Genomic DNA, 22942 nt, shown 5'->3' on the forward strand with positions numbered 1-22942 from the left:
GCAATTCGGTGCGCCCCTGCGCGGCGGTGGCCGCGCGAACCTGTAGGTTCTGCGTTCGTGGGTAAGAGCAAGCGCAACAGTCCCAAGCCCGACAGTAACCGGGCCCAGCGCCTCGCCGAACGTCGTGCGGCGCAACAGCAGGCCGCTTCGGCCGTGACGCGCCCCTTCGCCGGGCTGGCCGCCGAATGCGACCTGGTCGCACTCCGCGAGTTCGTCCCGTCTGCGACCGCGACCCTGGAATTGGCCGCGGGCGTCTCCGCCGAGCGCCCGGTGACGCTGGCCACCGTGCTGCCCGGCGCGGTCGCCGCCCTGGTGCGCGCCGGTGACGAGCCGACCGGGTTCGTCGGTGCGCAGGTGCAGGTCCAGTCGGACAATCCGGCCGCCGATCTGGCCGCCGCGATTCTGTGGACGCAGGCCGCCGAACCCGGCGAATCGCTCACCGCGGCAAGTGAAGCCGCCCAGGACGCGGTGCCTCCGCTGTCCGAGGTCATCGATCCCAAGGCGAATCTGGATCTGACCGTCCACCAGAACTTCCAGTGGTGGGTGCCGGACGGCGTCACGCCGGATCCGCAGGTCGCCGCGACCATCGACCAGGCCGATCAGGCGATCATGCCGTCGGATCGGCTGGCCCTCGGCGCCGAATCAGTGGGCGCGGCCTGGTGGGTCGACGCCGGCGAGAAGGCGCATCTGCGCTGGGTCCGGCCCGAGGACGAAGATGCCCTGATGCTGGCCCTCGCACGCGTGCACGCCGCGGGTGGACTGCACCTGGGCGACGGCTCCCGATTCGCGGGTTCGTTCCGCACGCACGGCCTGCTGGTGCCGGTCTTCGATCTGGATCGCGAACGGCACCCGAGCGAATGGGTCACTCCCGCACACGAATTCGGTGCCCGCCTGGCCGAGGCGCTGGCCTCCGACGCGCCGCTGAGCTCGGAGGAGCGGCGCTCCCGCGACGGACTGCGCTCGCGCCAGGTCACGCTGCGCTAGCGAAACCTACTGCGGGACAAGCGTTCCGCACCGGCACCATACGACGAACTCGGCCCGCCGGACGGCAGGCCGAGTTCGTCGATGTCTCTCGCGTCAGATATTTCCGCCGGCCGCCGCCGGTGCCCCGGAAGTATCGCTCGGACCGCTCATCTCGCGGGAGACGAAATACTCGAGATCGAACAGGTTCGATCCGGCCCGGTCGGCGACGGTGAGCAGCGTGGTCATCCGCGCCACCTCTTCGACCTGCTCCTTCAGGAACCACTGCATGAACTGCTCGCCCAGGTAATCGCCCTCCTCGCGGGCGGTGCTGGCCAATTGGACGATCTGCTCGGTGACGGTCTTCTCCTGCTGCAGCGCCAATTGGATCGGCTCGCGCGCATTCTCGAATTGCGACCGCGCGGCGTCGACCCCCGAGAGTTCGACGCTCATGTCCCGATCGAGGAAATACCGCACGATCATCATCGCGTGATTGCGTTCCTCGATGGCCTGGGCATAGAAGTGCTTCGCCAGAACCGGCAGATCGGCATTGTCGAACCACACCGCGATCGCGATGTACTGATGCTCGGCATTGAATTCATGCCGGATCTGATCATGGAGCAGGGCGTGAAATTTGCTGTGCGAGGAATCGGCGTGGCTGGACATGAGCCCGACATTAGTGCTGGTCAAGTTCGGCTGTCATCCAAGTACACCCTTAATGAGGCAAGTATTGCCTTAGTTACCGGCGCCTTACCCGAGCGGCTCGGCCGCATTTCGGAATTCGCCGGCTGCCTGCGATTTCGGACGCCCTCGCATTTTCATCGCCGCGCGGTTCCCGCCGGTTTCGGAGCGGAGGCGTCGGGCGTGCGTGTGGCCGGGATCTCGCGCGCCACGAACTCCTCGATGTCGAACAGATTGCCCGCCGCTCGCTCGCACACCGCCGCCAGGGTGGTGAGCCGCGCGACCTCCGCGAGTTGATCCTCGAGGAACCAGCGAACGAACTGCTCGCCGAGATAATCCCCCGCGTCGCGGGCGGTGCGAGTCAGCGTGGTGATGTGATCGGTCAGTTCCCGTTCCCGCGTCAGCAGGAATTCCACGGTCGCCGAGGGTGATTCGAAATCCGAGCGCACCTCGTCGGTACCGGTGACCGCGACGGCGACATCCCGGTCGAGCAGATACCGCACCATCCGCAGGGCATGGGCGCGTTTGTCCTCCGCGCCCAGATAGCAGATACGTGCCAGCTGCGGCAGCCGCTGCGCGTCGAAATGGACGGCCGCGGCGAGATATTGCTGTGAGGCGGTGAATTCGCGCCGAATCTGCGCGCGCAGCAGGTCGGGGAAGGGGCCGGTGCCGGACATACCCCGACGCTACCGGGTGAGCAGATCGTCCGGGACGGCCTGGTCGTGTGCCAGCGCATCGAAGAAGCGGCTCGCCCGATCCTTGTCCCACAGCAGCACGTTGCCGGAACCCGATTCGTCGATGAAGCCGCCGATCGGCACGGTGGTGGCGATCGTCTTACCGTGCAGCGCCCAGCCCAACCGGCCGAGATCCCAGATGTGATCGCCGTTGTCGACCTGCATCGAGGAGGCAACATCGCGGGCCAGCGGCCACACCTTCAACGGGTTGGCGAGCGTACCCGCGCTGGTCGCCTTCTCCAGCAGCGCGGACAGGAACAGCCGCTGATTGTTCATGCGGTCCAGATCCGCTCGCGGGGTGGCGCGGGTCCGCACGAACCCGAGCGCCTGGGAGCCGGACAGATGCTGACATCCGGCCGGAAGGTCGATACCGGCCTTCGGATCGTCGATCGCATCGGGCAGGCACATGTCGATACCGCCGAGTGAATCGACCATGCCGGCGAAACCGCCGAAGCCGATTTCGGCGAAATGGTCGATGCGCAGGCCGGTCGCGTTCTCGACCGTCTGCACCAGCAATTTCGGACCACCGGCCGAAAACGCCGCATTGAGTTTGTCCTTGCCGACACCCGGAATGCTCACATACGAGTCGCGCGGCAGGCTCACCACGGTGGGCGCACCCGATTTCGGGATGTGCACGAGCATGATGGTGTCGCTGCGCTCACCACCCGCGTCGGCGCTGTCGCCGGTCGACAGTTCCTTCTCCTGTTCCGGCGTCAGACCGACGCGGGTATCGGATCCGGTGAGCAGCCAATTGGTACCGGCCGTCTGCGCGACGCGGTCCGGATAGGCGGCCAGCGCGTCGACGCGGTGAAGTGAGCGATCCAGATAGATCAGCCCGGCGACCGGCAGCAGGATGACGATGAGCAGCAGAATCAGCAACCACCTGCCCCAATGCCGTTTCCGGCGGGCCCGCGGCGCACGGGGTTCGCGCGGCGGGCGCTCGGTGCGGCGGGGACGTGCCGGGGGCGGTGGCGGCGGTGCCTCGCGGTACGGCACCGGGCGCTGGGTCGGCGCGTGGGTGGGCGGTTCGCCGCCGGGCTCGTAGGGCGGCGGATTGCCGCGCGGCCGCGCGGAGCTGCTCGGCGCCTGCGACCAGGCCAGCGGCGGATTGCTGCCGTCGCGGCGGATGACCTGGGTCGGTTCGATCGGTGGACGTCCGGGCGGATGGCCCGATCCCGGCGGTAGCGGCCGTCCCGAACCGGGAGGACGACCCGAATGCGGCGGGCGGCCCGAGCCGGGTGGCATCGGCCGCCCGGAACCGGGCGGGACGCGCGGATCGTGTCCGTGCCGGTCCGGCGGCGGCATGCGTCGACCGTCCGGGCCCGCCGGCGGCGGCACCCGGCGGGTCCGCGGATACTGCTGGGGGTCGTCGCCGTTCACCACCGAGATGGTACTGACCGGGGCGTTGTGTCGGTCGGCACAATGCGTCCGGTGGGCTGAACGTGGCCGATTCCCGCAGGTCGGCGCGATCTCACGGCAGCCAGGAGACGTGGCCGTGCAGGGCGGTGTAGCCGATGTAGGCCACCGAATCGATCGTCGCGTGCGCCAGGATCAGCGGCCACAGCCGTCCGGTCCGCTGCCAGTACCGCCCGAAGATCACCCCCATCACCAGGTTGCCGAGGCCTCCGCCCAGTCCCTGGTACAGGTGATAACTGCCACGCAGCAGCGCCGACGCGGCCAGCGATCGGTTCTCCGACCAGCCGAGCGTGCGCAGCCGGCTGATCAGATAGCCGACGACGATGATCTCCTCGGCCACGGCATTCGCCACGGCCGAGAGCACCAGCACCGGTAACCGCCACCAGTGGTCGTGCAGTGAACTGGGCACGATCGTCACGCTCATGCCCAGCGCGTGGGCGGCCAGGTACAGACCCAGTCCGGGCAGTCCGATCACCGCGGCGAGGACGACACCGGGGACCACATCACCACGCCACCGGAGCCGCGCCAGCCCGACCAGTCGCGGCCCGATTCCGCTGCGCCACAACAGATACAGTCCCAGCGCACCCCAGCCGATCAGGCGGGCGACGCTCAACAGCTGAAACAGCAGATCGATCGTCGACTGCGCGGCCCGGGAGGGATTCAGCGCGACCTGCTGACCACCGATTCCGCCCGGTGCCAGCGCGCTTTCCAGCAGCGACAGTGCCGCACCGGCCCCGCTCGTCCCGAAGGTGACGACCAGGACGATCGCGATCTCCACCCGGATCGCGAACCGGTCGCGCTCCGCAGCGGGATCGGGCCACGCAGCTGCGAAACGATCGGCCGGAACCATAGGGACAATCTAGGGGTGGCCCGCCGCATGCCGAGTATCCGGCCGTATCGGATGTGCCCTCAGGCGGAGCGATCGGAGCCGTGCATGCGGTCGAAGAACGGGCAGCCGGCGAGGATGCGCACCGCGCGGCTCAACTGCTGCACATCGTCCACCGGCGCGTGGAAGGGTAGTCGCACATCGTGATCGGTATCGGGGCCCTCGACCCGCAGCGTGACGCCGTAGCGGTCGATGGCCAGCGGCCGCACCGAGCCGCCGCGCAGCCGGACCGGCAGATGGCGGGCCAGCCGGGCGATCACATCCGCGTGGTCGGAGTCCATATGTTGCAACCAGGCCGCTTCCAGCTCCCAGAACGGATCGGCGTCGGCGCTGCGCAGATCGTGCGGGCAGACCGATTCGGCGCCGGCGGAGTCGGCGACGACGGCCGATTCCAGCACCACTCGCAGCAGGGTGCTGGTATGGCCGACGTCGAGCAGCCCGGGATGCGGATATTCGCTCGCGACCTGAGCGGCCAAGGCGCGCTGGGCATGTCCGGGCACCGCCCGCACGCGTCCGCGCAACCAGACCAGCGCACGCACGGGTTCGCGCAACGCCAAGGGTGCGTGGTCGGTCAGCTCCAGCACACCCGGTGAACCGACCTCGACCGCGGCGGCGGCGACCGCAGCCGCATTGCGCGCGACGGCGACGACCACATCACCGCATGCCCGCAGGTGGTGCACGGTCGTGGGGATCGGATCGGTGCCGGGCAGGGCCAGGACGGAACTCTCGGCATGGGCGCACGCACTGCGGATCCGCTCCGCGGCGGATGGAGCGGCGGACGTGATCGTGCGGCGCATACAGACCTCCAGTGACGAACCCGGGACGGAAACCGACGTAATTAGGTAAACCTAAGCTAAGTCACGGCCCGTGGTTACGCAAGCATTGCGCTCGCTACGGTGGAAATGTGCCGCACGATTCGACGCCCGCCTCCGAACCCGTTCTGCTGTCGTTGAGCGTGCCCAGCACGGGCCCCTCGGATCTGGTGGGCGGACTGGTCCGGCCGCCATCGGCGAATCCCCAGGCGCCGGTGCTCGACCTGACCCAGCCCGATGAGCGCATCGCCGAATTCCTGGTCGGCGTGGCACATTCCGATACCGGATTCGTCGCCGCGACCGGCTCGGGCGAGCGGGCGGTGGCGATCGTCGCGGCCACGGTGGCCGCGCTGTGCGGCGAGAATATCCGGACCGCACTGACCAGCCCCGATATCGATTTCCTGCGTGGCCTGTCCGCTCCGGCCGTCCAGGCACTGCGCGAGGTACTGCTGGCCGTCGAGACCGAACAGGTGGAGTCGGTGACGGCGGCGCTGCGGGTGCTGACCTCCTGATCGAGCCCGGCCCCACCTGGGCTGTTACCGCTGGGTACGCACAAACGGCGAGCGCGCAGCCAACTGCCAGTAATGTCGTATCCGTGCCGCGTATCGCCTATTTCGGACCGTCGGGAACTTTCACCGAGATGGCCCTGGCCCGACTCGAATCGGACGGGGCCTTCGACGAGCCGGTCGAGCGGATCGCCGCACCCAGTCAGGGCGCGGCACTGGAGATGATCCGGTCCGGTGCGGCCGACGGCGCGGTGGTGCCGATCGAGAGCTCGGTCGAAGGTTCCATCTCGGCGACCCTGGACGCGCTCGCGGTGGGCCCGCGGCTGCAGATCATCGCCGAAACCGAGCTCGACGTGGCGTTCACGATCGTGGCGAAACCCGGAATGGAGCTGTCGCGGGTGCGCACCGTCGCGGCCTATCCCGTAGCGGCCGCGCAGGTGCGGTTGTGGCTGGCGGATCGGATGCCGCAGGCGACGCTGTACACCTCGGCCTCCAACGCGGCCGCGGCCGAGGATGTGGTGGCCGGCCATGCCGACGCCGCGGTCTCGACCACCCTGGCCGGTCAGCGGCTGAAACTCGTCGAACTGGCCACCGGCGTCGCCGACCACGACCAGGCCATCACTCGTTTCGTGCTGGTCACCCCGCCACGTGAGGCGCCCGCCCGCACCGGCGCCGACCGCACCTCGCTGGTGGTGCTGGAACTGGCGAACGAACCCGGTTCGCTGATGCGGGTGTTCGCCGAATTCGCCACGCGCGGTGTGGATCTGACTCGCATCGAATCCCGGCCGACGCGCACCGGGATGGGTACCTATCGCTTCTATCTGGACTGTGTCGGCCATATCGACGACATCGCCGTCGCCGAGGCCCTCAAGGCGCTGCACCGGACCGCCGGGCGGATCCGCTATCTGGGCTCCTGGCCGGCCAGTTCACCGAGTGGATCGCCGCCGCCCGCCGACGAGCCGGCGGCGGCCTGGTTGGACGATGTGAAAAAGGGGGTGGACGCCTCATGAGTGAAACCGGTGCGAACCGCGATCCCGTCCGCGGTTCCGGCAGGTTGGTGCTGGTCCGTCACGGCGAGACCGAGGGTAATGTCGCGAAACTTCTGGACACCCGCGTACCGGGTCTGCCGCTGACCGAACGTGGTGTGGCGCAAGCGAAGTCGTTCGCCGCGCGGCTCGCGGTGCCGCCGGTGCGGTTGTACTCCTCGGTGGCGCTGCGTGCCCAGCAGACCGCGAGCCATATCGAATCGGTGACCGGTGTGGCGGCCGAGGTGGCCGATGGTGTGTACGAGGTGCAGGTCGGCGAACTGGAGGGGCAGAATTCCGACGCGGCGCATCGGGAATTCCAGCGGGTCTACCGCTCCTGGCATCTGGGTGAACTGCATACGCGGCTGCCCGGCGGCGAATCCGGCGAGGAGGTCCTCGAGCGGTATCTGCCCGTGCTGGAACAACTTCGGGACGCCTACCTGCTTCCGGGCTCGGAATCGCGCGACGTGCTGCTGGTCAGCCATGGCGCCGCGATGCGACTGGCGGCCCGTGAACTCACCGGCGTCGCACCGCCGTTCACGACCAACAACCATCTGGACAACACCGAGACCATCGAGCTGGCGCCGACCGCCGACGGCGGTTGGACCTGTGTCCGCTGGGGCCGCTACACCCCGCCGTTCGGATCCAAGGTCGAACCGAAGGCCGACGACCCGATGGGTTAGCCGATTCCGGGGGTCGCCGGCTTGAAATCCTCACGTAGCGGAAGCTTGTCGACGAGGTCCTTGATCGCGGTGCGCAATCGGCCCGGTGTCCCGCTGGCCAGCGAGGTCCACATGACCTCGTCGTCGGAGCGGGTGGTGACGCCGATGAATCGCCCGTTACGGGTGTTGTACACCGCGATCATCCCGTCGGAGATGTCGCGACTGGCGTCGTTGTACACGACGCCGACGATCGAAGCGTGCGAATGGATTTCGACCAGCGCCGAGGCCAGCGCCTGCGCGTCGCGGGGCGGCCGCCCCACTCGCTCCAGGCGCCGCGCGGTGGTCGCGGCATCCCCGGCATCACCGAGAATCGGCTTGAGTTCCTCGGTGAGAACATTCATTCCGCTGAGCTCGAGCGCCTCCGCCGGACCCAGCGCCGCCATGATCGTGCCCGGCAGGTCGTGTCCCGCCTCGTCGATGCTGTAGGAATTCGGCCCGCGCAGGGCGACGACATCGAGGTTGTCGCCCTTGGCGAGGCAGAATCGGTTCACTCGGTCGCCGACGTACCAGCGCATCGAGATCACCCAGTGCGGGCGGTACAGCCCGCGCAGCCGGTCTTCGAGGTCGTGATGCACGACTCCGTCGACGAGTAGCTCACGCGCGGTGAGCGATTCGGCGGCCGCAGTCATCGCCCGGTCGTGGTCGACGACATTGTCGTAGCGGCCCCTGGCATCCAGTACGACAGGCACCTCGTCGATCTCCAGTTTCTCGAGCAGAAACTGCATCTCGTCGAGCGACAACACGACGGACTCGAGCATCGACGGCCCGCGGCCGGCGCCGAGCACGGTCACTTAGCGCGCTCCCGCGGCCGGGTCTGCTCCGATGACACCGGGTGCGATGACCCGGCCGTCGGCGAAGTGCTCGCCCCGCAGGTAGTCGTTGCCCTGGTGCTCGCCCTCGTCGTCGTCGCTGTCCACCTGGCGGCCCAGCAGCGGGTTACCGCCGGCGTTGTTCGCGCGGGCCGGAGCCGGTGCGCCCATCTGCGCGACGGGTGCCGTCTCGGCCACCGGAGCGGTCGCGGCCGGAGCGCCGATCACGTTGCCGGCACCCCAGCCCTCGGGGAGTTGCAGCGTGCCGGCGCCGTTGCCGATGCCGACGGAGCTTCCACCGAAGGACACGGCACGCGTGGCTGCCGCGGCGCCACCGGCGGCGGCGACACCACCGATGCCGCCCATCATCATCGGCGACATGCTCGCGGCGGGCGCGGCATGGCTGGTCGCCGCGGCGATCGCGGTACCGGCCACATTGCCCACCGTCGACACACCCGTCGTCGCCACCGATCCGGCGACATTGGCCGCCTGGGTGGCAGCGCTGATCACGCCCGGATCGGTCGCGAGCGCCTGCGCCACACCGATGGCCGTCTGCACCGGGTCGCCGCTGGTGTTCTGCGAAGCCGCCTCGGCGCCGCTGTCGGCCACCCCGGCGCCCGCCGCGATCGGCGGCGGCGTCAGGAACTCGGCCGGAGTCGCCGTCATGGCCTCGACGGTGGATTCGTAGGTGTCCATGACCAGTGCAGCCTGCACATCCAGGGCGGCCTTGGCGGCTTCCGCCACCTCGGCACTGCCGTCCAGATCGCCGCCGTGCGCATGTGCCGCGACGCGCGCGGCGTCCACCGCGGCGATCTCCGGCAGGCTCGGCATGGCAAGGGTGGCAACGGTATTGGCGGTGGCGTGGGCGGAGGCCTTGGCCGCCATCGCCGCCGCCTGCATGCCCTGCTGTTCGGCCCAGCCGGTGAAGCCGGCGAGTTTGGTCAGTGCGACGGCACCGTTGAGACCGACCATGCCGACACCCAGTTCGGCCATGACTCGGGTGACGGTGGCGGTCGCGTCGACCCACGCCGCCGTGAGACCACCCCATGCCGTGGCCGCGGCAGCGGCCGGAACGGCGTGCGGACCCGCGGTCAGCAGACTCGAGTTGCCCTCGGCGAGCCGGGGCAGCCAATAGATTCCGGTGATCCCTGCAGTCATTGTCTCTCCCCTGAACGAATGGTGTGGTGAAGGATCGCGCCGGTCAGAACTGAATCGCTGCGGTGCCGGCCGCGTTGATCGCGTCCTCGGCGATGTACGAGGCCAGCTGCTGACGCAGGATCGCGGCCGCGTGGTGCAGTTCGAGAATGGCCTGCGCGGCCGCGCGATCGTGGCTGAGCGCGCCCTCGTTCAGATGGGTTGCCGCGGCGACGGACACCTCTTCGGCGCCGGCGGGGACGACGTGGGTGGCGGGGCCGCTCAAAGCGGCGGCAGCAGTGAGACGTTCGGCGAGCAGATCGAGTTCCGCCGAGGCCGCGAGCACGACTTCGGGCTGTACACCGAGCAAACCAACCATGACTCGAACTCCTTCTTGTGGCGGCTGTGCAAGTGTCGAGGCTGCCCGAGCCCAGTGCTGTTCCGGCACAGAGGATCCGGCAGACCCGTCGGTGGAACCACGAGAATTCCCCCTACGAGATGATTGGACGCGACGGCCCCCGGTTCGGTTCCCTCGAGTCACGAATCGATTCGACTTTACCCGCTACGCGCGTAAAGACTAGCCCCAACCGAGCTGATGCAGCCGTTCTTCGTCGATCCCGAAATAGTGAGCTATCTCATGGATCACCGTGATGGCCACTTCCTCGACGACCTGCCGTTCGTCGTCGCACATTTCCAGAATCGTGTCGCGGTAGATGGTGACGGTATCCGGTAGCGCGCCGCCGTACTGACTGTCCACCCGGTCGGTCAGCGCGATGCCGTGATACAGCCCGAGCAGATGCGGATCCTCGCGATTGCGCGCCTCGATCAGCACCACCACGTTCTCGATCGCCCCGGCGAGTGCGGGCGGAATCGTATCCAGCGCATCGCCGACCAGTTCCTCGAACCGGCTCTCCGACATCGACACCGGCATGGTGTCAGCGCTGCGGTGGAATCGGCGCGGGCGCCGCGCCCGGCAGCGGCGCCGGGGTGGAACGTCCGGAACTCGGCGGCGGCACCGGGGCCTGGCCGTCGATCAGCACATCGCCCTTGGCCGATCCGGTGATCGTCGCGAACCCGTCCTGAGAGCCCTTGCCCACCAGGCAATTCAGCTTGTGACTGCCGACCAGCCAGCTGCGGGCGTCGAGGTTGTCCCAGAAGATGGTCAGCGTCTTGTTGATCAGCGCGTCCTGACCGCCGAGGTAATCGCCTGCGGCACGGGCGCATTCGTCCTGCATGAACTTGTCCTGATCGGCATTCGCCGGCGGGCCGCCGTTGAAGTGGGTGCCGAGATCCACCGTCGACATCACCTCGTAGGCGTGCGGCTGACCGCAGGGGACCGGTTCGTTGGTCGGCAGATTCTGATTGATGCCGATGCAGGTGCCCGGATCGAAGACGCGGGACTGGTCGCTGTCGCGCACCCGGCCCACGGTCTGCTGCGTCGCGCTACCCGTGGCGCTCACCAACTGCAATCCGCACCGGATGGTCCGGTCGCCGTTGCGCCAGCCCGGTTCACCCGGGTTGACCATGCCGACCACGAACCGCCCCCGCGGGTCGAGCCGGCCACCCAGGTAGGCGGCCGCGGCCGAGGCGCAGTGTTCGTCGCGCAGTTCGCCGAAGCGCAGTGAATCGGGGAAGGCCGAGCCCGGCCCGAATTCGCGGCCCGGATATTTGCTCAGGTCGATGTCGGCGGTCACCTCGAACAGATGTTTGTCGGCGCAGTTGACTTTGGTCAGATCCAGGGTTTTGGCGCTGGTCCAGGTGAGGCAGTCACCCGATCTGGCGGAGCCGAAGGCGGCGTCGGCGCGGCCGGCGGGCGGCTTGCCCGAACCGGGATCGTGCACCTCCAGCCCGTGCGAACTGCGAAACCCCGAGATGGACAGCGTCACCAGCGCCGCCACCACGGCACCGACGGCGACCGCGAGCAATCCCCACCGCAGCCGATGCGGATGCAGGGCCTTGCCGTCCTGACCGAAGCGTTTCCCGGCGCCCGGCAACGGGCGGCGACGGTTCGCCCCGGCACGCCTGCGGCGAGGCATGTCGGATTCTTCGTTTCCCGGTTCCGGCGCCGCTGGCGCCCCATCGTCGGAGGACATCGCCGTCCATCATGGCAGGCGCCGTGCGGGGCCTGCCACGATCGGTTCGGATTTCACCGGATCCACAGAAAATGCGGTGGACACCTCCCACTAGGCTGATTGCCCATGATCGACCTCCGATTCCTGCGCGAGAATCCCGAAGCGGTCCGTGCCTCGCAGCGTGCCCGCGGTGAGGACCCGGCGCTGGTGGATGCCCTGCTCGAGGCGGATGCCGCCCGCCGCGCCGCGGTCGCGACGGCGGACAACCTGCGCGCCGAGCAGAAGGCGCTGGGTAAGAAGGTCGGTAAGGCGTCCCCGGACGAGCGCGCGACGCTGCTGGCCCACGCGCAGGAGTTGTCGGCGAAGGTGAAGGAGGCCGAGGCCGCCGAGAACGCCGCCGACGCCGAACTCGACAGCGCCCACCGCGCGATCTCGAACGTCGTGCAGGAGGGCGCACCCGCGGGCGGCGAGGACGATTTCGTCCTGCTCGAAACCGTGGGCGCTCCTACCGAATTCGACTTTTCCCCGCGCGATCATCTCGACCTGGGCGAGGCGCTCGGACTGATCGATATGGAACGCGGCGCCAAGGTCTCGGGCGCCCGGTTCTACTTCCTGACCGGCTACGGCGCCCTGCTGCAACTCGGGCTGCTGCAGCTGGCCGCCCAGCGCGCGGTCGCCAACGGTTTCACCATGATGATCCCGCCGGTACTCGTGCGTCCGGAGATCATGGCCGGAACGGGCTTCCTGGGGCAGCATTCGGCCGAGGTCTACCACCTCGACGACGACGATCTGTACCTGGTCGGCACCTCGGAGGTCCCGCTGGCCGGTTACCACTCGGGCGAGATCCTCGATCTGAGCGACGGTCCGAAGCGCTATGCCGGCTGGTCGTCGTGCTTCCGTCGCGAGGCCGGCAGCTACGGCAAGGACACCCGCGGCATCATCCGCGTGCATCAGTTCGACAAGGTCGAGATGTTCGTCTACTGCCGTCCCGAGGACGCCGACGCCGAACACCGCCGCCTGCTGGACTGGGAGAAGGAGATGCTCGCCGCGATCGAGGTCCCGTACCGGGTCATCGATGTGGCCGGTGGCGATCTCGGCAGCTCGGCCGCCCGCAAATTCGACTGCGAGGCCTGGGTGCCGACCCAGCAGACCTATCGCGAACTCACCTCGACCTCGAACTGCACCACCTTCCAGGCCCGCCGCCTGTCGGTGCGCTACCGGGACGAGAACGGCAAGCCGCAGATCGCCGCGACCCTCAACGGCACCCTCGCGACCACTCGGTGGATCGTCGCGTTGCTGGAAAATCACCAGCAGGCCGACGGCTCGGTCCGGGTGCCCGCCGCGCTGGTTCCGTTCGTGGGCCGCGAGGTGCTCGAGCCGCCGCGCTGACGGTTGCGGCCCTGTCGCGGTGATGATCGCGGCGGGGGCGCGGTGACTTCGGCCTCGAATCCGGCGGTTGTCACTACTGCTATGCACCGCGTTGTCTAGGCTGGACGGCGTGCGAGGACTCGGGTCTCGCGGCGATACCCGCACGCAGGTTCGGGCGGCATCGGCGCTGGCGACGGCAATGGTCATGGCTCGGACCACCGGGGCGTTCTACGTCATGGGTGGGGTCCTGGGCCTGCTGATCACTGCCATCGCACCGGGAGACGAGGGCAACCGCCCGCTGGTCGGCTCGGCCGCCGCGGTCGCGCTGTTGCTCGGCGTGAGCCTGCTGATCTGGGGACCGCGCCAGCCGCACTGGGTGCACCACGGATATGTCGCGGTGGCGACGGTGCTGGTCACCATCGCCGTGCACTGGTTCCCGAACACCGTCGGCGCGATCACCCTCGCCGCCTTCTACGTCTTCGTCGCCGCCGATGCCGCGATCTTCTTCGCCTGGCGACTGGCCGGGGCGCATGTGGGCTTCGCGGTCGTGCTCTGTCTGTGGGTGGTGCCGTCCCGGGGTCTGCCCTGGTGGTCGGGCATCATCCCGGCCGGTATCACGGTCGGCGTCGGCATCGTGGTCGGCATCCTCACCCGGATGGCCTCGGACGCCGATATCGACACACTCACCGGCTTGCTGAACCGCCGCGGTTTCGATCGCGCGCTCAACAGCGCCATCGGACATGCCGGGCGGACCGGGCAGGGCCTGGCGCTGGTCCTGGTCGACCTGGACCGGTTCCAGAAGATCAACGATCATCTCGGCCACCGCGCCGGCGATGCCGTGCTGCAGCGCGTCGGCGACGCCTGGTCGAAACTGCTGGGCCCGGATCAGGTGCTGGCCCGATACGGCGGCGACGCGTTCGCGCTGTTGTTGCCCAACACCACCGAACAGGCCGCGATCCTGCTGACCGAACAGCTGCGTGCCGCGGTCACCACGGGATGTTCGGCCGGCGTCACCTCCTGGCAGCCCGGCGAATCCGGATCGCTGCTGGTCAGTCGCGCCGACGTGGGTCTGTACCGAGCCAAGCAGGCCGGGCGCAACCGCACGGTGCTGGAGTCGTCGCGGCAGCTGCCGCTGGCGGTCGAACTGCGCGAGGCCATCGACACCGGTGCGCTGGACGTGCACTACCAGCCCATCGTGAGCCTCGGTGAGGACGGCGCCCAGGCGGTCGGCGTGGAGGCGCTGCTGCGCTGGTCGTCCAACGCCCAGCCCGACGTGACCACCGAGGGGCTGATCCGGGTCGCCGAGGAATACGACCTGATCTCCGACCTCGACGAGCTGGTCCTGCGGCGCGCGTGTGCCGATGCGGCCCGGCTGCAACAGACCTTCGCCCAGCTCGATCTGACCCTGAACGTCAACGTCAGCGGTCTCGAATTGGCCGAGAGCAACTATGCCGACCGGGTCTCCGGCATCCTCGCCGATACCGGCTGGCCGGCCGACCAGCTCGTCCTGGAGGTCACCGAGAGCGAATTGGCCGCCGAATCCCAGACCGCCATCGCGAATCTGCACCAATTGCGCGACAGCGGCGTTCGGATCGCCATCGACGATTTCGGCACCGGCTACTCCTCGCTGAGCCGATTGGCCACCATCCCCAGCGACATTCTCAAGGTCGACCAGTCGTTCGTCGCCGCGATCCGGTCCGATTCGCCCGCGCCGCCGCTACTGGGAGTGATTGCGGCGCTGAGCAAGTCGCTGGATCTCCAGGTGATCGCCGAGGGTGTGGAAACCGAATATCAGGCGGCCGTGCTGACCGAACTGGGCTTCGCGCTCGCGCAGGGCTATCACTACAGCGATTCGCATCCGGTCTCCGAGCTGATCAGCGATATGAACTCCAGCCGCGGGCTGGTCGGCGCCGGCGCGACCGATCGGGAGCTCGCCGCCAAGGGCTGGGTTCCGTTGGACAACAACGGATTCGATCCCGAGGGCTCGATCCGCCGGAGCTGACCCGATCAGGGGTGCGGCATCGGCCCGGCCGGAGCCACTACCGTGGCGGATATGACCGCAGCCCGTGAACGGACCGACGTGCGGCGCTGGATCGGTGTGCTGCTGGGCCTGTGCTGCGGCGCCGGTGTGGCGGTCCAGGCGCGAATCAACGGTGATCTCGGCGATCGGCTGAACGACGGAATCGCCGCGGCGGTCATCAGTTTCGGCTCCGGTCTGATCCTGCTGCTCATCGTCAGCGGTTTCAGCGGCCGGATGCGCACCGGTCTGGCCGCGATACGCCATTCGGTGCGCGCCGGCCGACTGCGATGGTGGCATCTGCTGGGTGGGTTGTGCGGCGCGTTCTTCGTTGCCTGTCAAGGGTTGTCCGTGGCCACGATCGGCGTCACCGCCTTCACGATCGCGGTGGTCGCCGGCCAGTTGACCAGCGGTCTCGTCGTGGACCGTCTGGGTGTGAGCCCGGCGGGAATCACGCCGGTGACGCCGGTGCGGCTCGGTGCGGCGGCCCTCGCGGTCGCTGCGGTCGGTGTGGCCGCCCTGGGGCGCTCCGGCGGCGAATCCGGTTCCGGCGGGGGCGCGGCCTATCTACTGATCGCGCTGCCCGCCCTGGCGGGACTCGGTTTGGCGTGGCAGCAGGCGGTCAACGGACGGCTGGCGACCGTCGGCGGGCCGGTGCCGGCCACCACGATCAATTTCGCGACCGGGACCGCGGGCCTGCTGGTGGTGGAGGCGGCGCAGCTCGCGCGGATCGGCCGGCCCACCGCCTTTCCCACCGAACCGTGGCTCTACCTCGGCGGCGCGATCGGGGTCTTCTTCATCGCCGTGGCGGCGCTGATCGTGCGCTGGGTCGGGGTGCTCCTGTTCGGCTTGACCTCGGTGTCCGGCCAGCTCATCGGCTCGGTGGTACTGGATGTCGTCGCGCCGACGGGCACCCGCCTGTCGGTGCTGACCATCGTGGGCTGCGTATTGACGCTGCTCGCCGCCGCCATCGGCGTTCTCGCGCAGGGCCGCACCACCGAGCAGGCCTGACGACGGCTGCCCGCGAAACAGCGCTCGCGCGAAGGGCTTTCGTTGTTCAGGGCCGGAAGGCGCGGAGCGTGTGCTCCACCAGCGCATCGGCGTACGCGTCGTCCAGCGGCCCGTATCGCAGCAGCCACCGCTGATACACCGGCGCGTACAGCATTTCGAGCATCAGGTCGAGGTCGGCATCCGCGCACACCTGCCCGGCCGCCTGCGCCCTGCGTAACCGCGCCTTCTTGGCGTCGTCGACGGGACGTCGCAACTGCCGGTCGTACTGCGCGGCCAGCTCCGGATCGTTGATGATCTCGGTGTTGAGCGCCCGCACCGGCTTCTCGAATTCCGCATCCGCGAATTCCGCGACCGTCGCCCGCATCACCAGCTTCAGATCCGCCTCGATATCCCCGGTATCCGGCAGCGAGATGCCCTCCCCGTCGGTGTCGCTCAGGTCCAGGAACGATTCGAAGATCACCGCACCCTTGGACGGCCACCAGCGATAGATCGTCTGCTTACCGACGCCCGCGCGCGAGGCGATCGCCTCGATCGAGACCTTCCGATATCCGACCTCGGAGAGCAGGTCACGGGTGGCCGTCAGAATCGCCTGCCGCGACTTCTCGCTGCGCCGGGAGCCGGCCGGTTCGGATTTCGCGGTATCGGACACGCGGACGACCCTAGCAGCTCCAGCGAGACGAGACGGGCCGTCTTGACAATCTGCAGAGCGGTCAGCACACTGTATCGAGACGAGACGGACCGTCTCATGAAGAGAGGATGTGGGATATGACCACCGGTAAGACCTGGTTCATCACCGGCGCTTCCCGTGGGCTGGGGCGTGCGTTCACCGAAGCCGCCTTGCACGCCGGTGATCGAGTGGTCGCGACGGCCCGCGATGTCGAACCGCTACGGGATCTGGCCGCCGCACATCCGGATCGGCTGATTCCGCTCGGCCTGGACGTGTCGGATCGCCGGGCCGTATTCGAGGTCGTCGAGCGGGCCGTCGCGCTCGTCGGGGAGCTCGACGTCGTGGTGAACAACGCGGGCGGCATGCTCTACGGCATGGTCGAGGAGGCGACCGAGGACCAGATTCGCGCGCATCTGGATGTGAACTTCTTCGGCGCGGTGTGGGTCGTCCAGGCCGTACTGCCGCAGCTGCGCGCACAGGGGCACGGCCGCATCCTGCAGGTCACCTCGATGGGAACCGCCGGCGGTATGGCCGCCGTCGGCTACTACGGAGCCGGGAAGGCGGCACTGGCGTCGCTGACCGAAGCGCTGGCGATGGAGGCCGAACCCTTCGGTATCAAGGTCACCAATCTGGAGATGGGCGGCTACGACACCGGCCTGTTCACCGCGGGAACGACGGCGACCGAGGCCCTGTCGCAGTACGAGCCATTGCGCGAAGAACTGGCACGCATGTGGGGCGACGAATCCGGGCCGGCGCCGAGTTCGGCCGCGCCGGTGATCATGAAACTGGTCGAACTCGAGGATCCGCCGCGACGTCTGATCGTGGGCGGTGATTCCTTCGATCAGGTCGCCGAACTCTATGCGGCGCGCTCCGAAGGGTATCGAGCCTGGGAGTCGCTCAGCCGGTTGGCGCCCGGCTGAGGGCGGTGAACTATTCGTGCAAATCTGAGCCTTCTGCGTGGAAATCCGCTCATTCGGCCCGAGTTTGCACGAATAGTTCGCCCCCGTTCACAACTTGCGGGAACGCAGTTCGTGCCCCTTGGACGTCTTGCAGCGCCCGGTCTCCAGATCCCACTGCCAGCCGTGCAGATTGCAGGTGAGCGTATTGCCCTCCACCACACCGAATTTCGACAGATCGGCCTTCAGGTGCGGGCAGCGTCGCTGCACTTCCCAACCGGCGAGCTCGGTCGAGGCGGAATCGTCGTGTGCCTCGGCGAACCAGCCGTCGGCATAGGCGATGCGCTCGTCGGTGAGACATTTGAAGAAGGTGTAGAGGAATTCGTTGTAGCCGCCGATCCGCCACGCCTGGAAGCGGGTGGACAGGAAGATGGTGTTCACCCAGTCGGGTTCGTTGTCGCGCAGCACGGTGCGTACCAGTTGCGGGGCGATGCGGAACCCGTAGCGGTACTTGCCTTCTCCCTCGATCGGCCCGCGCACCAGCCGTTTCGGGAAGTCGAGCACCACGGTTTCGTCGCCCATGACCAGCCCGACCGGATAGCCGATCCCGTCGCAGATCAGATCGCTCTGCGCCATGATCGGTTCGAACAGTTCCTTGAGCTGGGGAAGCAGCGGCGTGCCGTCTTCGGTTGCCCAGGAAGCCTTCTCGCGTTCCAGCACCGGCGCCATGCGCTGCGCCATCCGCTCGATGTAGCCGGCCTTGTCGTCGTAGATCTCGGCCGGATCGAACGGATGGGTCAGATCCAGTTCCTTCCCGCGCACATCCGCGACCGAACCCGGAATCATCAGCACCCCACCGGGATTGCCGTGGATGCGCATCTGCTCGAGGAACACCATCTGGTCGGGGAAGATATTGCCGTTGTCGGCGGAGTAGCGGTTCTCGCCGTCGTCGTTGAGGTAGCGCAGTTCGTCGTCGAGGAACACCGGCGGTCCGGCCGAAGGCACCACCCAGGTGGCGCCGACCTGCTCGATATAGCTGCGCGCGCGGTCCATTCCGCGCTGGCGCTTCTGCTTGCCGAAGTTGGCTTTGGTCTTGCTCGGGATGTCGTAGACCATCGGGTACCAGATGGCGCCCGAATACTGCAGCAGGTGGATGTCGATATGTCCGAACTGCTCGTGCAGGACGTCCATATCCACCGGCCGCGCGTCGTTCATGTTGAAACACACGGTCTCGCGATCGGAGACGACCAGGCCCGAATCACCGATCGGCCCGTCGGCCGGCGCGCGCAGCGCGATGATCATGATGTCCAGTTCGTGCCCGTCCCGGCCGGTGATCGTGTGCTTGACCGAGTCCTGGGTTTCGAAGAATGTGTGGAAGCCCAGCTTCTCGAGCTCACGCTGCAGATCCGGCACCGGATAGTCCGGCAGCAGGACGGTGGCGTCCTTGTTCACGTGGTCGAGCAGATTCTTCGCGTCGAAGTGGTCGCGATGCAGGTGCGAGACGTAGAGGAAATCGCAGTTGCCCAGCTCGTCCCAGTCCAGCCCGGTGTTGTCCGGGAACGGGACCCACGACGCGAAATAGGCCGGATTCACCCACGGATCACAGAGGATCGTCCCGGCCGCGGTGCGGATGTGGAATCCGGCATGTCCGACGCTGGTGATCTGCACGAAGAAGTCCCTCCTGAACCCGGCTACCAGCCACCCAGGGTAGCGGTTGAACGGGCTTCCACAGCCTGAGGGGCGCTTTTGACGGCCTCGATGCCGGTTATTTCCGAGCTATTGCCTTGGCCGTCGGAGCGGCGCAGTGTAGAGGTGCACGGTGGCGCCACCGGGGCGCTGCCCCGAGTACAGAGGAAGTGGACCGTGTACGCACGTTCTACGACTATCCAAGCGAAGACCTCCGCAATCGATACCGGAATCGCGCATATGCGCGACGAGGTGATGCCGGCCCTGGAGAACATGCCCGGCTGTGTCGGGATGTCGTTGCTGGTCGACCGGAAGTCCGGTCGTTGCATCGCGACGACGTCCTGGGAATCGGAGGAGATGATGCGCGAGAGCGCCGATCGGGTGCGTTCGCTGCGTGATCGCGCCGTCCAGCTGCTCGGTGCCGATTCGGCGCGGGTCGAGCAGTGGGAGGTAGCGGCCATGCACCGCGACCATCGCCTGCCCGAAGGCGCATGTGCCCAGCTCACGTGGGCCAAGTCCGACGATACGAGCCGGTTCGACCAGGCGATCGAGACCTACAAGTCCATGGTGGCGTCGCAACTGGAACAGCTGCCGGGGTTCTGTAGCACGAGTCTGCTGGTCGATCGGGCGAGCGGGCGCGGTGTCGCGTGCGAGACCTTCGAGAGCGCCGACGCGGTCGAACGCAATCGGGAACAACTCGCGACCCTGCGCCGCGAGGGAACCCGCCGAGCCGGTGTCGACGTGCTCGAAGTCGGCGATTTCGAGGTCGCCCTCGCGCATCTGCGCGTCCCCGAACTGGTCTGAGCGGTAGGCGGATCGTCATCGCGCCCACCGTCATCTCGCGGTTACCCCCGGGCTATCGCAACGAGGCCGGCCCGCTCGCGCACATCAGGACGAAACGTCGCCGATGCAGTATCCGTTGTCCGTCGCTTTCACGGTGTATGTCCGTTCCTGCTGGCTGCCGCCGGCCGTGACCGTCGCGGATATGGACAGGTAGGTGCTGTTCAGGGCGGTGGAACTGAGCGACTGATCGGCGAAGGCGGTCGGCGTGGTGAGCTTGGCCCCATTGGTGGCCAGCGGTGGGCGCGATGTGCGTCCGGTGCCGTTCGGATCCCACGTGGTGGCGGCGGTGCACAACAGCGGATGGGTGTTTTCCTGGTCCGCCGCATCGATCGGATGTCCGGTCTGGCGTGACAGATAGCGCCGGACGATGTGGCGGGCGTCGGCGGTCTGGGCCTCGTTGCCGGTGCCGAAACCGATCTCGGTGCCGGCGGGGTAGACCCGTGGGCAGGCATATCCGGTGGCGATATCGGTTCGCTCGGCCACGACGGTCACCGCGTCGGCGGCTCCGCTCGGCGACTTCCACACCAGGGCGGTTCCGTTGTCACTGCCGGGCTCGGCCAGCGCCGACTCGATGGCCGGTTTGTCGGAGTACATCGTCTCGACGTTGCGGGGAGCCATCGTCCAGCACTTGGCTTCCATTTCCGCCGGAGTGAGTTGCCGCAGATCGGTCACCCAGTGGGTCATGGCCTCGGTGGCCTGCGGATCGGCCGTCACAAGGGCCACCGCTACCGCGGATTCGGGCGCTGCCGGAGCGGGAGCGGCGATCCGCGAGGACGACGGTGCGGCGGATTGCGTTGCCGCGGAGGTATTCTCGGACTTGTGATAGTCGGTGCCCTCGATGCCGACCTGCGAATCACATCCGGCGAGGATGCCCGCGACCACGATCGCCAGACCGCCGGCCCGCACCGCCGAGAGCCGTCTGCCGCGTTGCGCCGACCGTCCGGTATGCAGCGCTGCGCCCATACCCCCTCGTGGTTTCCGGCCGCCTGCACGCGATGCTGGATTGGGGCTTTCCACTGCGCTGAACCTCGTTTTCTGTGCGGCGGTCGGTAGCGAAAATGTGACAGCGACTACGCTAGCGGAATTGTGGAACCCGTATACCGGACGATCATCGGCCTGGCCCGGACCGTCTTCTTCGTACAGGGACTGAAATTCGACGTCACGGGGGCTGAGAACATCCCCGCGCAAGGCGGCGCGGTCATCGCGATCAATCACACCGGCTATATGGACTTCACCTACGCGGGCCTGCCCGCGCGGACGCCGAAGCGCTACATCCGGTTCATGGCCAAGAAGGAAGTCTTCGACAACGCGATCTCCGGGCCGATCATGCGCGCGCTGCGGCACATCCCGGTCGACCGTGCGGCCGGCGCGGACTCCTACAAGGCGGCCGTCGACTATCTGCGCCGCGGCGAACTGGTCGGGGTGTATCCCGAGGCGACCATCAGCCGCAGCTTCGAGATCAAGGATTTCAAATCGGGTGCCGCGCGGATGGCCGTCGAGGCCGGGGTCCCGATCGTCCCGATGACGATCTGGGGTGCGCAGCGGGTCTGGACCAAGGGGCATCCGAAACGCCTGGGCCGCACCAACACCCCCATTTCGATCGCCGTCGGCAAACCCATCTTCCCGCCCGCGGAGGCGGACGAGAAGGCGGTCGCCGAACTCACCGAGACCGTGCGCGCGACCATGCAGGACATGCTGCTCGGCCTGCAGCAGGGCTACACGCACGAGCCCGGCGCATACTGGGTTCCGGCCCGCTTGGGCGGCGGCGCACCGACACTGGAGGAAGCCGACGCGATGGACGCGGCCGAGGCCAAGGCGAAAGCGGAGGCGCGCGCGGCACGTCGCGCCGCCGAAACGGGAGATGCCGACTCCTGACGGCAGGGTCGGCCCGGTAGTACCAGGAGTGTCACCGATGACGCGAGAACCCGTTTTCGACGTCCTCACCGGATTGGTCCGCACCATCTTCTGGGCACAGGGCCTGAAGATCGATATCGTCGGCGGCGAGCACATCCCGCGCACCGGCGGTGCGGTCCTGGCCGTGAATCACACGGCCTACCTGGACTTCATGCAGGTCGGACTGGTCGGCCGCGAATCGGGCCGCAACGTCCGCTACATGATGAAGGCCGAACTCGAACACGGCATCGTCGGCTGGCTCATGAAGCAGTGCAAGGCGATCGGCGTCGACCGCACCGCCGGCGCCGAGTCCTACGCCCGCGCCGTCACCGCCCTGCGCGACGGCGAAATCGTCGTCGTCTACCCCGAAGCCACCATCAGCCGCAGCTTCGAACTGAAGGAATTCAAATCCGGCGCCGCCCGCATGGCGATCGAAGCCGCCGTCCCGATCGTCCCCATGACGATCTGGGGCGCCCAACGCGTCTGGACCAAAGACATCCCGAAACAACTGGGCCGCCACAACTTCCCGATCCACATCCAGGTAGGCGACCCCATAACCCCCGTCGACCACGCCGACGACCTCACCGCCACCCTCCGCTCCAGTATGGAGAAACTGCTCGACGCCGCGCAACGGGACTACGACATGCCCCCGGGCGCCCGCTGGGTCCCGGCCCGACTGGGCGGCACCGCACCGACATTGGAGCAGGCGAAGGTCCTGGAACGCGAGGAGCTGGAACGCCGCGCCGCCGCGAAAGCCAAACGCGCACAAGGGTGAAGACGCCTCGACGCGAAGCGATCCGAGGC

General features: G+C 67.9%; 24 protein-coding genes. 11 read left to right on the top strand and 13 right to left on the bottom strand.

Going from position 1 to position 22942, the window contains the following annotated elements; translation table 11 throughout:
- Window positions 1-57: 57 nt before the first annotated feature.
- Window positions 58-984 (top strand): DUF5926 family protein, encoded by a 927-nt coding sequence (locus C8258_RS27630; RefSeq protein WP_106957658.1) that lies wholly within the window; start codon window positions 58-60, stop codon window positions 982-984.
- Window positions 985-1077: 93 nt separating this feature from the next.
- On the opposite strand, the gene C8258_RS27635 is transcribed toward C8258_RS27630, so the two are convergent.
- The 5 genes from C8258_RS27635 to C8258_RS27655 form a co-directional block, all read right to left on the bottom strand.
- Window positions 1078-1626 (bottom strand): ferritin, encoded by a 549-nt coding sequence (locus tag C8258_RS27635; protein WP_036496967.1) that lies wholly within the window; start codon window positions 1624-1626, stop codon window positions 1078-1080.
- A 152-nt stretch (window positions 1627-1778) separates the two neighbouring features.
- Window positions 1779-2318, bottom strand: a complete 540-nt coding sequence (locus C8258_RS27640) for a ferritin (protein ID WP_106957659.1) — start codon at window positions 2316-2318, stop codon at window positions 1779-1781.
- A 9-nt stretch (window positions 2319-2327) separates the two neighbouring features.
- Window positions 2328-3755 (bottom strand): LCP family protein, encoded by a 1428-nt coding sequence (locus C8258_RS27645; protein ID WP_369974821.1) that lies wholly within the window; start codon window positions 3753-3755, stop codon window positions 2328-2330.
- A gap of 91 nt (window positions 3756-3846) precedes the next feature.
- Window positions 3847-4641: a CPBP family intramembrane glutamic endopeptidase gene (locus tag C8258_RS27650; protein ID WP_106957660.1), complete on the bottom strand. Its 795-nt coding sequence runs from the start codon at window positions 4639-4641 to the stop codon at window positions 3847-3849.
- A gap of 59 nt (window positions 4642-4700) precedes the next feature.
- A complete protein-coding gene (locus C8258_RS27655) occupies window positions 4701-5474 on the bottom strand; it encodes a DUF2470 domain-containing protein (protein WP_106957661.1) in 774 nt (257 codons plus the stop codon).
- A gap of 107 nt (window positions 5475-5581) precedes the next feature.
- Here C8258_RS27655 and C8258_RS27660 point away from each other — a divergent pair, with 107 nt between their 5' ends.
- From C8258_RS27660 to C8258_RS27670, 3 genes are all read left to right on the top strand, one after another.
- Window positions 5582-6001 (top strand): hypothetical protein, encoded by a 420-nt coding sequence (locus tag C8258_RS27660; RefSeq protein ID WP_106957662.1) that lies wholly within the window; start codon window positions 5582-5584, stop codon window positions 5999-6001.
- Between the two features lie 83 nt (window positions 6002-6084).
- Entirely contained in the window at window positions 6085-7005 is a 921-nt protein-coding gene (pheA, locus tag C8258_RS27665) for a prephenate dehydratase (protein WP_106957663.1), read from the top strand.
- Window positions 7002-7703: a histidine phosphatase family protein gene (locus tag C8258_RS27670; protein ID WP_106957664.1), complete on the top strand. Its 702-nt coding sequence runs from the start codon at window positions 7002-7004 to the stop codon at window positions 7701-7703. The genes pheA and C8258_RS27670 overlap by 4 nt, the downstream gene beginning before the upstream one ends.
- On the opposite strand, the gene C8258_RS27675 is transcribed toward C8258_RS27670, so the two are convergent.
- The 5 genes from C8258_RS27675 to C8258_RS27695 form a co-directional block, all read right to left on the bottom strand.
- Window positions 7700-8533: an ESX secretion-associated protein EspG gene (locus C8258_RS27675; RefSeq protein ID WP_106957665.1), complete on the bottom strand. Its 834-nt coding sequence runs from the start codon at window positions 8531-8533 to the stop codon at window positions 7700-7702. The two genes, C8258_RS27670 and C8258_RS27675, sit on opposite strands and share 4 nt — an antisense overlap.
- Window positions 8534-9709, bottom strand: coding sequence for a PPE domain-containing protein (locus tag C8258_RS27680; RefSeq protein ID WP_106957666.1), 1176 nt, complete (start codon window positions 9707-9709; stop codon window positions 8534-8536).
- Between the two features lie 43 nt (window positions 9710-9752).
- A complete protein-coding gene (locus C8258_RS27685; protein WP_036496990.1) occupies window positions 9753-10064 on the bottom strand; it encodes a PE family protein in 312 nt (103 codons plus the stop codon).
- Between the two features lie 198 nt (window positions 10065-10262).
- Window positions 10263-10616 (bottom strand): metallopeptidase family protein, encoded by a 354-nt coding sequence (locus tag C8258_RS27690; protein WP_106957667.1) that lies wholly within the window; start codon window positions 10614-10616, stop codon window positions 10263-10265.
- A gap of 4 nt (window positions 10617-10620) precedes the next feature.
- Window positions 10621-11778, bottom strand: coding sequence for a septum formation family protein (locus tag C8258_RS27695; RefSeq protein WP_369974822.1), 1158 nt, complete (start codon window positions 11776-11778; stop codon window positions 10621-10623).
- Window positions 11779-11883: 105 nt separating this feature from the next.
- On the opposite strand from C8258_RS27695, the gene serS reads away from it, so the two are divergent.
- The 3 genes from serS to C8258_RS27710 all read left to right on the top strand — a co-directional run bounded on the left by serS (window position 11884) and on the right by C8258_RS27710 (window position 16153).
- On the top strand, window positions 11884-13146 hold the full coding sequence (gene serS, locus C8258_RS27700; RefSeq protein ID WP_063063614.1) for a serine--tRNA ligase: 1263 nt from the start codon (window positions 11884-11886) through the stop codon (window positions 13144-13146).
- A 109-nt stretch (window positions 13147-13255) separates the two neighbouring features.
- On the top strand, window positions 13256-15127 hold the full coding sequence (locus C8258_RS27705) for a bifunctional diguanylate cyclase/phosphodiesterase (protein ID WP_233225382.1): 1872 nt from the start codon (window positions 13256-13258) through the stop codon (window positions 15125-15127).
- Window positions 15128-15178: 51 nt separating this feature from the next.
- A complete protein-coding gene (locus C8258_RS27710; protein ID WP_106957670.1) occupies window positions 15179-16153 on the top strand; it encodes a DMT family transporter in 975 nt (324 codons plus the stop codon).
- A gap of 46 nt (window positions 16154-16199) precedes the next feature.
- On the opposite strand, the gene C8258_RS27715 is transcribed toward C8258_RS27710, so the two are convergent.
- Window positions 16200-16802 (bottom strand): TetR/AcrR family transcriptional regulator, encoded by a 603-nt coding sequence (locus C8258_RS27715; RefSeq protein WP_233225383.1) that lies wholly within the window; start codon window positions 16800-16802, stop codon window positions 16200-16202.
- 116 nt (window positions 16803-16918) lie between these two features.
- On the opposite strand from C8258_RS27715, the gene C8258_RS27720 reads away from it, so the two are divergent.
- Window positions 16919-17740, top strand: coding sequence for an SDR family NAD(P)-dependent oxidoreductase (locus C8258_RS27720; protein WP_106957690.1), 822 nt, complete (start codon window positions 16919-16921; stop codon window positions 17738-17740).
- 87 nt (window positions 17741-17827) lie between these two features.
- On the opposite strand, the gene C8258_RS27725 is transcribed toward C8258_RS27720, so the two are convergent.
- Entirely contained in the window at window positions 17828-19384 is a 1557-nt protein-coding gene (locus C8258_RS27725) for a Rieske 2Fe-2S domain-containing protein (protein ID WP_106957671.1), read from the bottom strand.
- A 195-nt stretch (window positions 19385-19579) separates the two neighbouring features.
- On the opposite strand from C8258_RS27725, the gene C8258_RS27730 reads away from it, so the two are divergent.
- Window positions 19580-20206: a hypothetical protein gene (locus C8258_RS27730; protein ID WP_199195874.1), complete on the top strand. Its 627-nt coding sequence runs from the start codon at window positions 19580-19582 to the stop codon at window positions 20204-20206.
- 84 nt (window positions 20207-20290) lie between these two features.
- On the opposite strand, the gene C8258_RS27735 is transcribed toward C8258_RS27730, so the two are convergent.
- Window positions 20291-21208 carry a hypothetical protein gene (locus C8258_RS27735; protein ID WP_106957673.1) on the bottom strand — a complete coding sequence of 306 codons (918 nt, stop codon included), beginning with the start codon at window positions 21206-21208 and terminating at the stop codon, window positions 20291-20293.
- Between the two features lie 123 nt (window positions 21209-21331).
- Here C8258_RS27735 and C8258_RS27740 point away from each other — a divergent pair, with 123 nt between their 5' ends.
- Both C8258_RS27740 and C8258_RS27745 read left to right on the top strand, forming a co-directional pair.
- On the top strand, window positions 21332-22120 hold the full coding sequence (locus C8258_RS27740) for a 1-acyl-sn-glycerol-3-phosphate acyltransferase (protein ID WP_106957674.1): 789 nt from the start codon (window positions 21332-21334) through the stop codon (window positions 22118-22120).
- 37 nt (window positions 22121-22157) lie between these two features.
- Complete coding sequence (locus tag C8258_RS27745) at window positions 22158-22913, top strand: 1-acyl-sn-glycerol-3-phosphate acyltransferase (protein ID WP_106957675.1); 756 nt, start codon at window positions 22158-22160, stop codon at window positions 22911-22913.
- Window positions 22914-22942 lie beyond the last annotated feature (29 nt).

This window comes from Nocardia sp. MDA0666 (assembly GCF_003023875.1).
GTDB classification, from domain to species: domain Bacteria; phylum Actinomycetota; class Actinomycetes; order Mycobacteriales; family Mycobacteriaceae; genus Nocardia; species Nocardia aobensis.

Bases quoted from the DNA above. Each gene is read 5' to 3' on its own strand.
- C8258_RS27635 (WP_036496967.1), bottom strand. From the start codon at position 1,626: ATGTCCAGCCACGCCGATTCCTCGCACAGCAAATTTCACGCCCTGCTC.
- C8258_RS27735 (WP_106957673.1), bottom strand. From the start codon at position 21,208: ATGGGCGCAGCGCTGCATACCGGACGGTCGGCGCAACGCGGCAGACGG.
- C8258_RS27640 (WP_106957659.1), bottom strand. From the start codon at position 2,318: ATGTCCGGCACCGGCCCCTTCCCCGACCTGCTGCGCGCGCAGATTCGG.
- C8258_RS27720 (WP_106957690.1), top strand. From the start codon at position 16,919: ATGACCACCGGTAAGACCTGGTTCATCACCGGCGCTTCCCGTGGGCTG.
- C8258_RS27745 (WP_106957675.1), top strand. From the start codon at position 22,158: ATGACGCGAGAACCCGTTTTCGACGTCCTCACCGGATTGGTCCGCACC.
- C8258_RS27670 (WP_106957664.1), top strand. From the start codon at position 7,002: ATGAGTGAAACCGGTGCGAACCGCGATCCCGTCCGCGGTTCCGGCAGG.
- C8258_RS27680 (WP_106957666.1), bottom strand. From the start codon at position 9,709: ATGACTGCAGGGATCACCGGAATCTATTGGCTGCCCCGGCTCGCCGAG.
- C8258_RS27695 (WP_369974822.1), bottom strand. From the start codon at position 11,778: ATGTCCTCCGACGATGGGGCGCCAGCGGCGCCGGAACCGGGAAACGAA.
- C8258_RS27655 (WP_106957661.1), bottom strand. From the start codon at position 5,474: ATGCGCCGCACGATCACGTCCGCCGCTCCATCCGCCGCGGAGCGGATC.
- C8258_RS27685 (WP_036496990.1), bottom strand. From the start codon at position 10,064: ATGGTTGGTTTGCTCGGTGTACAGCCCGAAGTCGTGCTCGCGGCCTCG.
- serS (WP_063063614.1), top strand. From the start codon at position 11,884: ATGATCGACCTCCGATTCCTGCGCGAGAATCCCGAAGCGGTCCGTGCC.
- C8258_RS27690 (WP_106957667.1), bottom strand. From the start codon at position 10,616: ATGCCGGTGTCGATGTCGGAGAGCCGGTTCGAGGAACTGGTCGGCGAT.
- C8258_RS27710 (WP_106957670.1), top strand. From the start codon at position 15,179: ATGACCGCAGCCCGTGAACGGACCGACGTGCGGCGCTGGATCGGTGTG.
- C8258_RS27650 (WP_106957660.1), bottom strand. From the start codon at position 4,641: ATGGTTCCGGCCGATCGTTTCGCAGCTGCGTGGCCCGATCCCGCTGCG.